The organism is Clostridium brassicae (assembly GCF_026738875.1).
Taxonomy (GTDB): domain Bacteria; phylum Bacillota; class Clostridia; order Clostridiales; family Clostridiaceae; genus Clostridium_H; species Clostridium_H brassicae.
The window spans coordinates 320,303-336,212 of record NZ_JAPQFJ010000001.1 but is presented as its reverse complement, the minus strand read 5'-3'; the positions used below and the strand labels follow the sequence as shown (position 1 = coordinate 336,212).

The window sequence follows — 15,910 nt, the reverse complement described above, 5'->3', positions numbered from 1 at the left end:
AATTTATTTGTTAGAAGGTATTTAAAAACTAAACTATAAAGTACTTAATACCTTATAAATTTATCTACTAGATGGTCTAGAACCTCCCATCATACCTCCACTCATGCCTCCTATACTTCTGTTTTGATTTTTGTTACTTGATGTACTTGAACTTTGCTCAGGTAAAGATATCATAACCTTTTGACCTTCTGTTAATCCTTTTGTTATTTCAACATAGTTTTCATTTTCAATTCCAGTTGTAACCTCCACAAGATTACCTTTTCCTGTTGCTCTATTCATATAATTATTTTTAGATCTTGTTCCATCCTTAGATGTATTAGAATCAGAAGCTTTACCTTGTTCATTATTATTGCTTTGATTATTATTACTTTCATCCTTTTTATTATCTGTATTTACATTGTTACCAGTTGTATCTGCTTTTAAATTCTCCCCGTCTTGTTGTTGAACCATTACATATTTTTTTCCATTTTTCTCTATAAGAGCCTCTATTGGAACTACTAATGCATCTTTTTTAGATTGAACTTGAATATCTACATTTGCAGTCATTCCGATCATAACTCCTGTTTTATCTTTTAAACTAATTACAACATCGTAGGTAGTCACATTATTATTTTCTTGTCCTACATTTGAAATAGACTCAACAGTCCCTTCGTATGTTTTTCCCTCAATTGCATTAAACTTAACTTCAACTTTTTGTCCACTTTTTACTTTTGAAATATCTAGTTCATCGACAGAAGCTTTTATCTTTAATGAAGAAGTATCTGTTATTGATAATACTGTTTTTCCAGATTGAACATTATCCCCATTATTATTATTTTTTGTTGTTACCATACCATTTATTGGTGATGTAACTACCATATTATTATATTGCTGCTCTGCATATTCTAGGTTTCTTTCTGCATCTTCCACTTGAAGATTTTGAAGATTTATCTCATCTTCAGTTTTCATTTTATCTAACTGTAACTTTTGTTTTTCAAGATTTACTTTTGCACTATTTAATTGTTGCCTTACTTGTTCACTGTCTACCTTAAATAGAGTATCTCCTTCTTTAACAGTGTCTCCTTCTTTAACACTCAATTCTTTGAGTTCACCACTATTACTAGCAACAATATCTTTTGTAACTGATGCATATACTGATCCTGTTGATTTTACACTTACATTAATATCTGATTTCTTAGCTGCTTGAATAATATAGTTGTTATTAGTACCTGCTGTTTTTTTATTTTCTGTATATTTTGTTGATACAAAATATCCACCAACTCCAACTATGCCTACCAATAATATGCCTACTGTAACTTTAAGTGATCTTTTCACTCTTTTCCCTCCCACAAGTTTTTTATGTTATTAGATTATGTTTTTTATTATACAAACCAAACAATTTATTAAAACATATCCATATTTAAAATCTTATAAGGTCACAGTGACACTATAGTGGCAAACTTGTTAATAAACTGTAAATAGAAAAAATAAACTATCCAAAGCATAAAAATAACACAATATATTGATTAATTTCCAAATTAACTCTTCAATATATTGTGTCTAAAATTCATTTTAAGAAAATCTATTTAAAATTTGAAAAATCCCTCAACAAGATTTTGAGGAGAATAAGATACAACAACAAAATCTAATTTTGTATTATTTATAAAATCTAAGTCATCTTTTTTATAGTATCTTGGATCAATTAAATATATATCAGAACATGTTGTTGAAAAAAATGATATTAATGGAACAGCCAAAGAATCTTTTATAAACAACACTTTTAATCCATTAGGATTGTTTTTATTATGAATATGTGCAAAAGGCTGATTTCCATAAAGATATGAAAAATATTTATCAGCTACAATACCATAGGGATCATACTTTCTAATAGGATTTATAGCTACAAGTGATTCTTCAAACCTCCCAGTCAAGGTTCCTTTTGCAAAACTATTTTCAAAATAAAAATCATAATTTGTTTTAAACTTTGGATAAATTAATGAAAACTCATCAGCATCTGCATAATATTTTCCTGTTTTACGTCCCATAGATCCAATAAAAACATTATCATATTTTATTACATTATAGTTACTAATATCAGTGTAAAAGTTATCCTTATCAAGCTGCAAATTGTATTTTTTGTTCATATCCTTAACCAACTTCCCAAATCCCCAAAAAGCAGTTTGAATTTTCCAATGGTGATCTGTATTAAAAAATAAATCCTCTCCCTTTATACCACTCTCTAAAATACCTTCTCTTAAATCTACACTATCAATTTTCTGCAATTTTAGTTGATTTAAAAATTGATCTGCCGTTTCATTGTTATAATTATAAGGAATTCCTTTAGGCAATTTTGTATATCCTTTTACATATTTATCCGGTGTCATTAAATATAAGAGTTTAGTTTTAGGATTCTTTATATTATTTTGAAAGTCCTTTAATTTAGCTACAAGCTGCTCAGTTGGATTTGGTTTATTCGCAAAATAAGTAAAATGTAATTTTCCCTCCGTATCTTTTACAACTTCAAAATTAGAAACTTCATTTTTATCCATAAGTTTTTGTATATATCCATAAGCTTCAACAAATTTATATTTTCCATATACATTTTCATTGATACTGTATTCAATATTAGAAATATATTCTTTTAAAGATGAAACTTTTGTTTTTTTAGCTGCTGATTTAATAGCTTGATAGCTCGTACATATATTTAAAAATGAAAATATAAATAAGAACATCAAAAAAAGCACAGCTGTTATAAATTTTTTAATAAACAGCCTATTCATAATTACTGTTTTCCTCCTTAAAAGTTAAAATAAATAAATGGATTGTATGTACCTTTTACTAAGTATGAAATTCATATCAAAAATAGCCTCTTAATTGCAAAAGTATGACCTACTTTCAAAATTCCTCTTCACTTCATTCCATCTACAATGAGTTTGTTCACCCTTTTTCCTATCGGTGTGAAAACAACAATTGCTGCTACAATAAAACAAAATTTAAAAGTACCCATAGTATAAATGTCCATTCAAATCAATAACATATATCTGTAAGTAACCAAACTATAAGCCTTCAATATATTGTATATAATTCGTTTTAATAAACCTATTTTAAAATTTAAAAAATTCATCAACAAGATCTTGAGGAGAATAAGATACAACAACAAAATCTAATTGCGTATTATTTATAAAATCCAAAGCATCTTTTTTATAATATCTTGGATCAATCAGATATACATCTGAACATGTTGTTGAAAAAAATGATATTAACGGAACGGCCAAAGAATCTTTTATAAACAATACTTTTAAACCATTCGAATTTTGTTTATTATGAATATGAGCAAATGGTTGATTACCATAAAGGTATGAAAAATATTTATCAGCTATTATTCCATGGCTCCCATACACATCATATTTTCTAATAGGATTTACACCTACAAGTGCTTCTTCGAATCTACCTATAAAAGTTCCCTTCATAAAGTTATTTTCAAAATTAAAATCATAATTTGTTTTAAACTTAGGATAAATTAGCGAAAAATCATCAGCATCTGCATAATATTTTCCTGTTTTACGTCCCATAGAACCAATAAAAACATTATCATATTTTATTATATTATAATTATTAATGTCAGTATAAAAATTGTCCTTATCAAGCTGTAAACTGTATTTTTTATTCATATCCTTAACTAACTTTTTAAATCCCCAAAAAGCAGTTTCAATTTTCCAATGATGATCTGTATTAAAAAATAAATCTTCTCTCTTTATACCACTTTCTAAAATCCCTTCCCTTAAATCTATACTATTAATTCCTTGTAATTTTAATTGATTTAAGAATTGATCCGCTGTTTCGTTACTATAGTCATAAGGAATTCCTTTTGGGAATTTTGTATAACCTTTTATATATTTATCTGGTGTCATTAAATATAAGAGTTTAGTTTTAGGACTTTTTATATTCCTTTGAAAATCTTTTAATTTAGCTACAAGCTGCTCAGTTGGATTTGGTTTATTTGCAAAATAAGTAAAATGTAATTTTCCTTCTGTATCTTTTACAACTTCAAAATTAGAAAATTCATTTTTGTCCATAAGCTTTTGCACATATCCATAAGCTTCAATAAACTTATATTTTCCATATATATTTTCATTAACATTGTGTTCAATGTTCAAAATATATTCTTTTAAAGATGAACTTTCTGTTTTTTCAACTGCTAACTTAATTGTTTTATAGTTAGCACGTATATTTAAAAATGAAAATATAAATAAGAATATCAAAAAAAGCACAGCTGTTATAAATTTTTTAATGAACAGCCTATTCATAATTACTGTTTTCCCCCTTAAAAGTTAAAATAAATAAATGGATTGTATGTACCTTTTACTAAATATGAAACGCATATAAAAAATAACCCCATAATTGCAAAAGGATAGCCAACTTCAAGAATTGATGTTCCCTTTTCTCTATCTACAATAAATTTGTTTATTCTTTTACCTATTGGGGTAGAAAGAATAATTGCTGCTACAAAGAATATAAAGTATTCTTTTAAAAACATAAACGTATAATCACTCCAGAATCCGTTATGAGAAAATCCGAACATGCTTGAAATAAATTTCCCAGCTTCAATAAGATTAGTAGAACGGAATAAAACCCAACCTAAATTAACAATAAATAAAGTATAAACGATTCTAATTGCCTTATGACCATCCATTTTATCAATAGCCAAAAACTTTTCTCCTGTAATAAAAACAAAATTTAAAAGTCCCCATAGTATAAATGTCCATTCTGCTCCATGCCATATCCCAGTAAGTAACCAAACTATAAATAAATTTCGTATGACTTTATCCTTATTTTTTACTCTTGAACCCCCTAATGGAAAATAGACATAACTCTTAAACCATGATCCTAGAGAGATATGCCATCTACGCCAGAATTCTGTTATTGATTTTGATATATATGGATAGTTAAAGTTTTCTTCAAATTTAAATCCAAACATTAACCCAAGACCAATAGCCATATCGGAATACCCCGAAAAATCAAAAAATATTTGAAGCGTATAAGCAATAGAACCAAGCCATGCCAGACTAGCGGGTACATTAGAATTTGTATTCATTTTAAAAATGTGATCCACTATAATTGCCATATTATTTGCAATTAACACTTTTTTACTAAGGCCTGTTATAAATCTACAAGTTCCCACAGAAAATTTTTGCCAAGTTTCTTTTCTCTCCACTATTTGTTCTGCAATAGTAGTATATCGCACAATTGGTCCTGCAATTAATTGTGGAAAAAATGATATATATAAAGCAACATAAAAAGGATTCTTCTGTACTTGTCCATCTTTTCTATAAACATCTATTACATAAGACATTGCTTGAAAAGTAAAAAATGAAATTCCTATAGGTAATGCTATATTCGGTATGTGTATATTTATATTGGCAATCTCATTAATTGTCCTAATAGCAAAACCTAGATACTTAAAAACAAAAAGTAATGATAAATTAAAAGAACACATTAAAGTAAGAATAATTTTTGAAATAAATTTTTCATCCCTATATCTCTCAACTAATAATGCAAATATATAATTGCATAAAATAGATATAATCATAATTAATACAAACCATGGCTCACCCCATGCATAAAAAAACAAACTTGCCAACAATAAAAACATATTTTTCATTGTATTTGAAAATTTTAGAACATAATATATTACTAAAACTATAGGCAGAAAATAAAACAGAAAAACTACACTTGAAAAAAGCATAAATACCACCTTTCTTATAAACTCTTCATCATTTGTTATATAAAGAATTTATTCCATATATCCAAAAATACTCATTTTATAAACTAATCATATTCATTATTCTATTTATTTAATAGAGAATTTAAAAGCATTTTATTCCAAGAAAATGTTTTATCATCATAAGCACCAAACTGAGAACAAAATTCCCAATATCCCCACGCAAACCCCATTTCTTCTGCAGTTTTTCTTACTTGTTTAGTCCACAATGCACGATCTTCTTTAGGAGCATTCTGATTGGCTCCAAATTCACCCAAAAATATTTTTATATTATTTTCATCGGCCCATTTTTTCACAATAGAAAAACGTTCTTTAATATACCGACCCTCTGAATTTGTATTTTTCCATGAAATATTTTTTAGATTTTCAAATCCTTGATGATATATATTACCTTGAAATGTAAAATTATTTGGTTCATAAAAATGAAATGTTGCTATTAGTTTTTTATCTTTAGGTAAATCTAAATATTTCAAACTATCTAAGGAAGAAAATTCAGCAGTTCCCACAATAATAAATCTATTTTTATTAGTTTTGCGAATTATCTTTATTGCTTCATTTAAATATTCATTCCATAGCTCTGATTTTAAGTTTTTAGTTGGCTCATTAAGCAATTCGAAAATCAGCTTATTGGAATAATTTTTATACCTTTGAGAAAGTTGTTCCCATATTCTTAAAAAACATTCTTTATATTGTTGTGGCTTATCCATTATTTCTACAAAATGATGTAAATCTAAAATAACTACTAAATCTCTGCTTAAAGCATAATCAATATAACTATCTACTCTTTTCATAAAGTCTTCCTCAAGTACATAATCAGGTTGATTTTTTGCATAATCAGAAAATCTTACAGGCATCCTGACACTATCAAACCCTGCTTCTTTGATTAAATCAAAATACTCATTTTTCATTTGTACATCCCATGGAATATTTTTAGGAGCCTCTAAAGCATTTCCGATATTCATACACTTATGAAAAGGTAGCAAGTTTTTACTTTCAATATAATAATTTTTAATTAATAAGTATGATATAGAAATTATTAATAATATTGCTATAGCTTTTATTAACTTATATTTTCTCTTTGCCATTTTCTTCCCCATACAAAATAGAGTATTAATATAGTGCTAATCATTAATACAATTACTGTTCTAAATAACATAATCATACCTGAACGATTAAAAATGTTATTTGAATTTACCACTTCATGAACTTCATTAACTTTTGGTACTGCAAGACTAAAGCCTTCCTTATCTTTCAAATTTAATACAAGCGAATTTGATAGAGTAACTTCTGTAATTACATTAAATTTATTATTAATAACAGCTTTTATAGTAATTTTTTTATTAGTTGCTTTCGGTAAGACTGTTAATCTACCATCTTTTGTAATTGATACTCCTTCTGCACCTTCTTTTAAATAAAATGAAACCTTATTGTCTTCCTTCTTTTCCTGTCCATCATTAATCATTAAACTATACTGACTAATAGATTCTCCCACTATAGGTTTCATTACATTCCTATCTCCAACTACTTTTAAATTAGAAAGCTCTTTTGGAATAGACAAGTTGTTTTCGGAAACTAATCTAAATTTTCCAATTTCTACATTCTGAATAGTATTTTCTTCAGTAGTAGTAATGATGCCAAAAGATATAACATTTTTTAAATTTTCTTTAGTTAACCCAAGCCTTTCAAATGGAATATGAACTGTACCTAAAAAATTATTGTCTAATTTAAACACTCCATCTTTTACATGCATAAGCTCTATATCTTTTGATTTATCCTTTTTGGCTAATACAGTTCTATTTTCTTTTACTTTAAGGTAATTTCCATCTTGTAGAATAACAAATAAATTAATCTTAATAGGATTTTTTGATAAATTTCTTATATAAAATGACACTTCTCCGTAATGAGACCAATCCACTTGACTCTTAAAATAAATTTCAGATGTATAATAACCTTTTTTTAACCCCTCTGTGTTTGTCTTTAACACTATATGCTCATTTTCATTCATACTTTCTAGTTTATTGTGTCCACCATTATTTTTAACTGTTACACTATTAATTGAAATAGGCACATTAAAATCTAACGCATATGAAGTTATATGAAAACATAGAGTCATTAGAATAGATATACAACATATCAAACCTTTTATAGTCTTCTTCCTCCCTGACATATTGTCCTCCAATCAATAAATTCTTAAAATACAACCTATATATAAGACATTTCATCTAATTCATTCGATATAACATTTTTATTATCTTTAGGTTGTTCCATTAGTTTTTTTGAACTATCAATCCATCTTCTTAAGATAGTTTCAAAATTTTTATCTTCTGAAAAAGATTTATATTCTTTAATTTTATACAGCTTGTCTCTTGTACTACTAAAAGCTGTAACAAATCTACAATTTAATACAATGCCAGATTCTAATGGTATAACTAAATCTTTAGGTTCATCAATACCTGTGTCAATTCTCATATACTCATAATTAAAATCTTTTATTATAACTGATCCATAGTCCAAAGCTTCAACTGATTCTTGCAAACTAAATCTAGCCAACTTTCTATTAGACATTTTTTCCTTTTCTGCTCTTTTAAATGTGTTCATCTTAAGATCTTCAAATATGCTTCCATCTTTATCTAGTATTTGAGGTAAAGATGGTACTCTATCATAAATTATCTGTAAAAGCTGTTGTCTATCTTTTTCATCTATTTCAACAATTTGGAAAGAGTACTTCCAATGATCTTTCATATTTGAAACATGAACTGTCTTTGCTTTAAAATGGCTTGTATATCTTTCTGTTTTTAAAGTTACTAAACTAGGTGTTTTATAATCAATATACTTAGGAAAATCTAGTACAACTGAAAATCCTTCTTCTGAAATATCATGAGTTAAACAACTTATATCACAATTGTTATTCTTAATTTCGCAACTGACATTTGCCATAGTACGTTCATATTGTCTATAATTTTTTCTTCCTGTCATAAAGAAAATAGACATTATAATATTATAAAGATTTATTACTAACCAAAATAAAACTACTATCATTGCAATAGACCCTGTATTAAAAGTCCATCTTATACAATTTGCAATACCAATTACAGACAATATTGCAAAAACCACATGAGGTAATGTATGCATAATTTGATATTTTTTATGGTTTTCTACCTTATCCTTACGTGTAACTGAAAATGTCCTTTTTGAAATACAAAATATTTCTAAAAGAACTGGAACAAATAATGATGGGAATAAAATATTTTCATAAACGTTTGTCCATTTATTATTGCGGATATTTCCTGATAATTTTTTAATACATATATTGGTAAGTAAATACATTGGCAACCATAATAAAATAACTTCAAATAGTGTGCATTTTACAACAATAACATTAAATACACTAAATAAAATAGGTGCCATTATATAAATCAATCTTTTCAATGGGAAAAGCCAATATAAAATAGAAGCTACATAGTTAAGTTTTTGAGAGATACTAAGACCTTTTTTAAAGAGTATGTTTTGCTTTCTTCCAGTTTGAATACATCCTCTTGCCCACCTCTCCCTTTGTTTAATTAAACTTTTCAAGTCAGATGGAGACAAGCCTGAGGCATGTACCTCATTTACAGCATAACACTTATATCCCTTACTTTGAATTAATATACCAGTTGCAAAGTCTTCTGTTATAACACCAGTACAAAAGCCCCCTATTTCTTCTAAAGCTTTTCTTGAAATTATAGTATTAGAACCTCCATATATAACAGAATTTGATTTGTTTCTTCCTACTTGAATATCCCTATAGAAATAATCCTGTTCATTTGGAATTCTACTTTCTGAGTAAAGATTAAATTGAAATAAATCTGGATTGTAGAAACTTTGAGGTGTTTGTACAAACCCAACCTTATCTTCCATATAAAAATAAGGAACGCATGAGGTTAAGAAATCATGGGTTGGAATCATATCGGCATCCATTGTAACGATAAGCGGTGATGATGTGTGTGCCATTGCATTGTTCAAATTCCCTGCTTTTGCATGTTTTCTTTCAGTTCTTGTTATATATCCTATATTCATTTTGTCACATAAGTCTTTCATCTCTTGACGATTACCATCATCACATAAATATAAATGTACTTTTGACTTATCCTTATAGTCCATATTTAAACAAGCATTAATTGTTTTATACAATAATTCAGTAGGTTCATTATATGTAGCTATAAATACGTCTATTTCGGGGTATTTTTCATCTTCTATCTTAGGAGGCTTAGGACATTGAACATTAGTCATATTATAAAAATGAATACTTGCTTCAAACATCCCTATAACTTCTATAGCTAAAAGATAAATCCCTGAAATAACTGCAACTTTTCCATACTCAAAAGGAATTGTAAAAAAAATCCTCCACCCTAAATAAATTAAGGATGCTATCACAGTTGCAATAACTAAAATTTTATTTTTTGTACTTTTCAGATTCAAAAAAAATCACCTTCTTTTGTAAAATTAAACAAATAATTCTTTAATATTTTGTTACCCCTAACTCCCCTTACCTGTGCTCCATACAAAAAATTAATAATAGCATTTTTTAATACTATTATATAAACATAAAGATCAATAAAATCATTACTTTTAAAACTAAAAGTAGTACTATAACTTACACTATTATTTATAAATTAATATCATTAGTTTTTTATATTGACTTATAAATAATCAGCAAACTCACTTATAAATGTACTTTATATATACATTTATTTGCTTTTATAAGCATTTAATTACATATATCTACATATATTCATTGAATATAAATCATTTTTAAACATTTATTGACAAATTAATTTTAAATTGAAATAGAATAATTTGCAAGGGTTTTTTTATATAAATATAAAAAATTGTATAATTTTTTACTAAAATTTTAATGCATTTATGCACTTAAATCACTTTAATAGTTTAATTTAAAAATATATATAAAATTTTTACATAAAAATACACCCTTAGTTATAAGGATGTTATTAAGTATCTATTCAAGATTATCTAAAATTTTATCATTCTATACCTTTAATTCATTAAATTCTTTTATTTTTAATTCTTTTTTCTTTAAATTCCTAGAGTAATGAATCCAGCTTATCTTTTATTATAATTGCACAAATCATCCTCTTCTTCTACAAAAAAATTTTGTACATAGTCATCCCCCCCTTTATCATTGCATCATACATCTTTTTTCTAAATCTTTATTCTTTATCCTTAAAATAGAAATATAGAATATATAACAGATTTTCGTTTAACTTAGTGTTTATTTTATCATGATTTTATTTAAAAATATGGAAATCTACACTATTGTTAATTTTTACATAACCCTATTACTGAAGATTTTTGTTAATTTTTAATTATTGTGGTATACTATTAATAGAATGATTATTAATCTAATAAAATTTTTAAATAATAATAAGTTTTCTACAAAAAATTTTTATTAAAATTACAATAAATATTTACATTTTTAATATTATGTTTTAAATAACTATTTATCTTGGATATTTATTTAAAATTTCTTTAGTAGTGCTATGGATAAATTATTAGTTGATTATTACACTAAATCGACATTTTTAAAACATAGCCATTTTTTGATGTGATTATTATTTTTAACTCAGTACCACATTCAAAGATTTAGATATAAAAGTGCTATTTACCCTTATTAAGGGTGTTTTTTTATACCATAGAAATCTTCTTAATATACTTTTATATACTTACTCCATTCATATGGTTTATCTTTATAACATTTAGTTGAAAATATCTAAAAGAAATTTTTATAATTACTCTATTTTAAATGAATCCAAATAATATATTCTAAAACTTTTCATAAGTAGTGTAAGGATATGTTTTAAATTGCTTTCCATATTATAGGTCATGACCAAATCGTTAAAACATAGCCTATATAATAAAATATAAAGGAGATTATTTATAGTGAAAAAGAATTACAAAATCAAAAAGACAATATCAATAAAGCAGTTTATTTCAGAATTTGGTGAAAGTTTATCCAAACATATGAAAAAACGTTTATTAGATTTAGAAGTACGTTCTGTTTTAACAAGAAAAGAGGATAACTATAGACTTGATTTAAAACATGTAGAACATACACAATACAATTGTCATTCATCAAATAGTGACACCTGTAAAAAAGAATATGCATATGCTAGCTTTGTAATAATTGATAATACATTGTATTTTTCAGAAAAATGTCTAGAAAGTGATGCGGTTATGCAATCACCTATTGTAAGCACTATATACAATAATTTAGATAGCGAAAATATGGTTTGTGATAAAGATATTAATGCAAAATTAATAAATGATGATAACATTGACTACATAATAGATACTATATTAACTGTATGTCCTGAAGTATCTCAAAAATATATAGACATTGTACATCAAATGACATCTCTTGCGGAAAGCAGTACAAGAGGAATCTCTTACGGAAAACTATCTTTATAAAATTCATTAAAAACTATCTTTATAAAATTCATTAAAAACTTACTCTATTAAAAAAGTTCTCAGTATGATTATCACACTGAGAACTTTTATTAAAAATAAGCCTCTAGTTTTTTAGGTCCCGATATTATTCCCCTACTTACATATAATGTTCCATCATCCTTCGTTTCAACACTCCATTTTATAAGCATTATTTGACCATTTTTAATTTCAATTCCTGTTATACACCTTGGATGGACACAGCTTCCATCATTGAAATATGGAACCTCATTAACACTTGGGAACATAGGTCTATGGGTATGTCCCGTAATAATCATTTGTTTTCTTGCTTTTGCCCATCTTATAATCTTTCGTTCTATAGTTTTCTTCTTTTTGTAATTTTTAGCAGCACTTGTTGGATCTTTAATTCCTAAATACAAAGTTAATGGCCTCCATATATATCTAACTAAAAATCTGCTAATTGGCCAAAGCTGATCATTAATAAAATCTCCTTGATGTCCATGTACAACAAAAATTTTATTTTTTGTATTTAAATATTTTAAAATTAATCCTTCATAAACTTCGATTTTATCAAATAAAGACTTCCATTGTTTTTTTCTTGTATCATAATAATAATACAAATTTTTTTTAACATATTTTTCTTTCCTTTTTACAATATCATGATTACCCCAGATCATATAAAGTCTATTATCCTTATGAAATTTACTCATTAAATCAAAAATATTACTATGCGTTTGTCTTATCTCTGTAAACTTTCTGTTTTCCCAAAGTTCATCCCCATCTCCAATTTCAATGTATATATAACCATTCTTATAATAATAATTTAATGCAGTAAATAAAAGATTTTGATTATGAGCGAAATCATCTGCCCAAGTATTATCCCCTCTGTGACAATCACTAATTAATGCTATCTTAGACGAATCGTCAATTGCTATCTCCTTCGATGTATTAAATACTTTACTTAACCTTTTAGAAGTAAACATTTATTACCCCTTAATATAATTGCTCTATAATATACTACTTTTTATTTAAAGTGCTACTATTTATTCTATGAATAAATAGATTATTGGATACTAAAAATCAAATTAGATTAACCTTTAAATATTTACTTCTGAACCTGTTCTAATATACTCTATCTTATCACCCAAAATGCTTTTTAATTTTTTGTATGCTTTTTCCCCTGTACAGTGTCCTGTATAAACTTTTTCTACTTTAGTATTAATAATCTTTTTAGCAATTTCATTAATTTCCCATTGTGAAGCACTTAATGACTTTATTATAGGTAATGTAACTAGATGAAATCCTCCAATAACAGCTTTTATATTCATATTAGGAAAAGCATTTTTTGATGTTTCTATAATATTAGAAATACCATTATGAGAACATCCTGCAAATATACATATACCCTTAGCCTCTTTTATAATCATAATTAACTCGTGGTGAAACTTATCTGGAACTAATTTAGTTCCTTCTTTAATATATAAATATTTGTTTCCTCTCGGAACTTTATATTGCTTGTATATATCTGTAATAATAAAGATTTCATCCATTATTTCTGTAAAACTATCTATGTATCTAATTCTCTTACTATATTTTTCAAATACCTTTTCATCAATTGAAACATCTATATTAAGGAAAAGATAACGAAAATAATATTTATTTTTAGCATTTCTTTTCATGTATACTTTAGCTTTACTATTTATTTTGAAAAACTCTAAAAGTCCACCGCCATGATCACCATGTCCATGAGAAATAACTACAACATCAACCTTTTTTAAGTCAATTCCTAGCTTTTGTGCATTGTTAATAAAATTTCCTTTTCTACCTGTATCAAAAAGTATACATTTATTATCTTTTTCTATATAAAGGCATAATCCCTGTTCACTAATCAACTCCTGTGAAAGATTTTTATTCTTAGTGTTCTCTATAAGTGTAATTATTTTCATAAAGTCTCCTTTATATTTGCTAATATTTACTATACCAAACTTAGTTATTCAATATACTCAACTATTAGCTTTATTCTCTTCCATTACTTCACTCCAACTTATATTAAAGATTTTTTTCCATAAAATTATATTAATTAACACTAAAATTCCCATGTACACATAAATGGCAAAACTATATTTTATTGAGTTCCTAACTAATTTATGAATTAAGAAAAGTATTCCTGTAATTATAAAAGAAACTATGAGTGTAGTGATGGAGCCTCCCCCATTATTTTGAAAATCCTTACAAAAAGGCAATTCCTTTTTATAAAAGCTTTGCATAACAACTATCAAAATAAGCATACTCAAAAACATTACTATTGTATCTGGTAATATTCTTAAGCCACATACTATTATAAAAACAATACAAACACTCCAAAATATAGGCAAAATATATTTTAATATAAATCCTTTCAAAACTCCTTTTTGAATTTTCCCTGGATTATCTATAGGTAATAATATATATATCCATGATGCCTTATACCTTTCACTTTGACTTAAAAGAACTACATTTGCAGCTAACATAAGTATAGATAAATAAATTGAAAAATAAGAATTTCCATTTGAAAACTCACTAAAAGCCTGAGAAAATGATTCAAATTTTGAAAAACTACTTATAAGAATTATAAATGGGAAAATCACCGCAAAAGCTAAATCAGGATACAACTTTAGCTTTAACTTTCTTTCTGTTGATATCATATTTTTTGAAAAACGGAAAAATATATTCTCTACCCTATCTCTACAAAAAATGGATGCATATCTTTTATGTCTTAGTCCTTTACCTTCTTCAATACCTCCTTTTTTTCCTACACTACTATCAAGTTTTTGCAAATTCTCTTCAAAATATGGCACAATGAATTTGTAGTATATACCAAAAATTATAATTGGTATAGCCACACACATTATACTCAGTAGTATATACTCTCTTCCACTATTATGTTCAATTATCAAACTGTATGGAGCTCCAAACCACACTGGTGGTACTAGATAACTCCACCATTTAATTGTAAAATTAAAATTTGCATCAGTAAAATCAAATACTCTTGGTATAATTTGATATCCCAAAGCAAGTACTATTGATAAAATTATTTGAAAATAATTTATTATATCTTTAAGCCTTTCTCCATCAAAAACTTTTAGAATAAAATAATATAATATAGCTGTAAAAAAGATTGTAAAAAATGAAATTAATATAATTTCAAAAAAGAAGATTATAAAAAATTTCAATTTGTATTTAACAAGTCCCCCTATTAATGTTGGACCTGCAATTGCCCCGGTAATTGATGCAATATAAATCAAAATATGAGTAGTCTTAGCTGCATTTATAGTTTTAGAATCTAATGGTTTAGTATTTAATATATTCTTATCACGTATATCTAAAAGTACAGAAGAAAAATCTGCAACCATAGTAGTCATAATTAAAAACATTATAGCACCTACATTTATACTCATCTTTACAATCATGGGAGATGGAATAAAAATAAATACCATCAAAAAAATCCCCATTAATCCATACATTAATAGTGATTTTTTAAAAGTATTATTTTTATTTTCACTATTTTTATACATTGTCGGAACCCTTCTACTATCCATTAAGAGCTTTAATTTAAGTATTGTTCTCATGGAATCATAATTAACGCCAAGTTTTTCATATATAAATTTAAATTTATCAATAAGTTTTAATACCCAAAAATCTTCCATA

Annotated in this window: 11 protein-coding genes; 1 reads left to right on the top strand and 10 read right to left on the bottom strand. The window is 26.2% G+C overall.

Features of this window, described 5'->3' with window-relative positions:
• Positions 1-60 precede the first annotated feature (60 nt).
• The 7 genes from OW729_RS01560 to OW729_RS01530 all read right to left on the bottom strand — a co-directional run bounded on the left by OW729_RS01560 (position 61) and on the right by OW729_RS01530 (position 10,219).
• Complete coding sequence (locus OW729_RS01560) at positions 61-1,314, bottom strand: efflux RND transporter periplasmic adaptor subunit (RefSeq protein ID WP_268059641.1); 1,254 nt, start codon at positions 1,312-1,314, stop codon at positions 61-63.
• Between the two features lie 251 nt (positions 1,315-1,565).
• On the bottom strand, positions 1,566-2,759 hold the full coding sequence (locus OW729_RS01555) for a DHHW family protein (RefSeq protein ID WP_268059640.1): 1,194 nt from the start codon (positions 2,757-2,759) through the stop codon (positions 1,566-1,568).
• 324 nt (positions 2,760-3,083) lie between these two features.
• A complete protein-coding gene (locus OW729_RS01550; RefSeq protein ID WP_268059639.1) occupies positions 3,084-4,286 on the bottom strand; it encodes a DHHW family protein in 1,203 nt (400 codons plus the stop codon).
• 17 nt (positions 4,287-4,303) lie between these two features.
• Positions 4,304-5,725: an MBOAT family O-acyltransferase gene (locus tag OW729_RS01545; RefSeq protein WP_268059638.1), complete on the bottom strand. Its 1,422-nt coding sequence runs from the start codon at positions 5,723-5,725 to the stop codon at positions 4,304-4,306.
• Positions 5,726-5,826: 101 nt separating this feature from the next.
• On the bottom strand, positions 5,827-6,846 hold the full coding sequence (locus OW729_RS01540; RefSeq protein ID WP_268059637.1) for a glycoside hydrolase family 5 protein: 1,020 nt from the start codon (positions 6,844-6,846) through the stop codon (positions 5,827-5,829).
• Entirely contained in the window at positions 6,822-7,928 is a 1,107-nt protein-coding gene (locus OW729_RS01535; RefSeq protein WP_268059636.1) for a hypothetical protein, read from the bottom strand. The genes OW729_RS01540 and OW729_RS01535 overlap by 25 nt, the downstream gene beginning before the upstream one ends.
• Positions 7,929-7,963: 35 nt before the next feature.
• The gene (locus OW729_RS01530; protein ID WP_268059635.1) at positions 7,964-10,219 is read right to left on the bottom strand and encodes a glycosyltransferase; all 2,256 of its coding nucleotides are present in this window, start codon (positions 10,217-10,219) and stop codon (positions 7,964-7,966) included.
• 1,479 nt (positions 10,220-11,698) lie between these two features.
• Here OW729_RS01530 and OW729_RS01525 point away from each other — a divergent pair.
• Positions 11,699-12,226, top strand: coding sequence for a hypothetical protein (locus OW729_RS01525; RefSeq protein ID WP_268059634.1), 528 nt, complete (start codon positions 11,699-11,701; stop codon positions 12,224-12,226).
• Positions 12,227-12,315: 89 nt separating this feature from the next.
• On the opposite strand, the gene OW729_RS01520 is transcribed toward OW729_RS01525, so the two are convergent.
• From OW729_RS01520 to OW729_RS01510, 3 genes are all read right to left on the bottom strand, one after another.
• A complete protein-coding gene (locus OW729_RS01520) occupies positions 12,316-13,206 on the bottom strand; it encodes a metallophosphoesterase (protein WP_268059633.1) in 891 nt (296 codons plus the stop codon).
• Positions 13,207-13,320: 114 nt separating this feature from the next.
• Positions 13,321-14,169: an MBL fold metallo-hydrolase gene (locus OW729_RS01515; protein ID WP_268059632.1), complete on the bottom strand. Its 849-nt coding sequence runs from the start codon at positions 14,167-14,169 to the stop codon at positions 13,321-13,323.
• A 57-nt stretch (positions 14,170-14,226) separates the two neighbouring features.
• Positions 14,227-15,909 carry an ABC transporter permease gene (locus OW729_RS01510; protein WP_268059631.1) on the bottom strand — a complete coding sequence of 561 codons (1,683 nt, stop codon included), beginning with the start codon at positions 15,907-15,909 and terminating at the stop codon, positions 14,227-14,229.
• Position 15,910 lies beyond the last annotated feature (1 nt).

Bases quoted from the DNA above. Each gene is read 5' to 3' on its own strand.
- OW729_RS01555 (WP_268059640.1), bottom strand. From the start codon at position 2,759: ATGAATAGGCTGTTTATTAAAAAATTTATAACAGCTGTGCTTTTTTTG.
- OW729_RS01550 (WP_268059639.1), bottom strand. From the start codon at position 4,286: ATGAATAGGCTGTTCATTAAAAAATTTATAACAGCTGTGCTTTTTTTG.
- OW729_RS01545 (WP_268059638.1), bottom strand. From the start codon at position 5,725: ATGCTTTTTTCAAGTGTAGTTTTTCTGTTTTATTTTCTGCCTATAGTT.
- OW729_RS01540 (WP_268059637.1), bottom strand. From the start codon at position 6,846: ATGGCAAAGAGAAAATATAAGTTAATAAAAGCTATAGCAATATTATTA.
- OW729_RS01535 (WP_268059636.1), bottom strand. From the start codon at position 7,928: ATGTCAGGGAGGAAGAAGACTATAAAAGGTTTGATATGTTGTATATCT.
- OW729_RS01520 (WP_268059633.1), bottom strand. From the start codon at position 13,206: ATGTTTACTTCTAAAAGGTTAAGTAAAGTATTTAATACATCGAAGGAG.
- OW729_RS01515 (WP_268059632.1), bottom strand. From the start codon at position 14,169: ATGAAAATAATTACACTTATAGAGAACACTAAGAATAAAAATCTTTCA.
- OW729_RS01510 (WP_268059631.1), bottom strand. From the start codon at position 15,909: ATGGAAGATTTTTGGGTATTAAAACTTATTGATAAATTTAAATTTATA.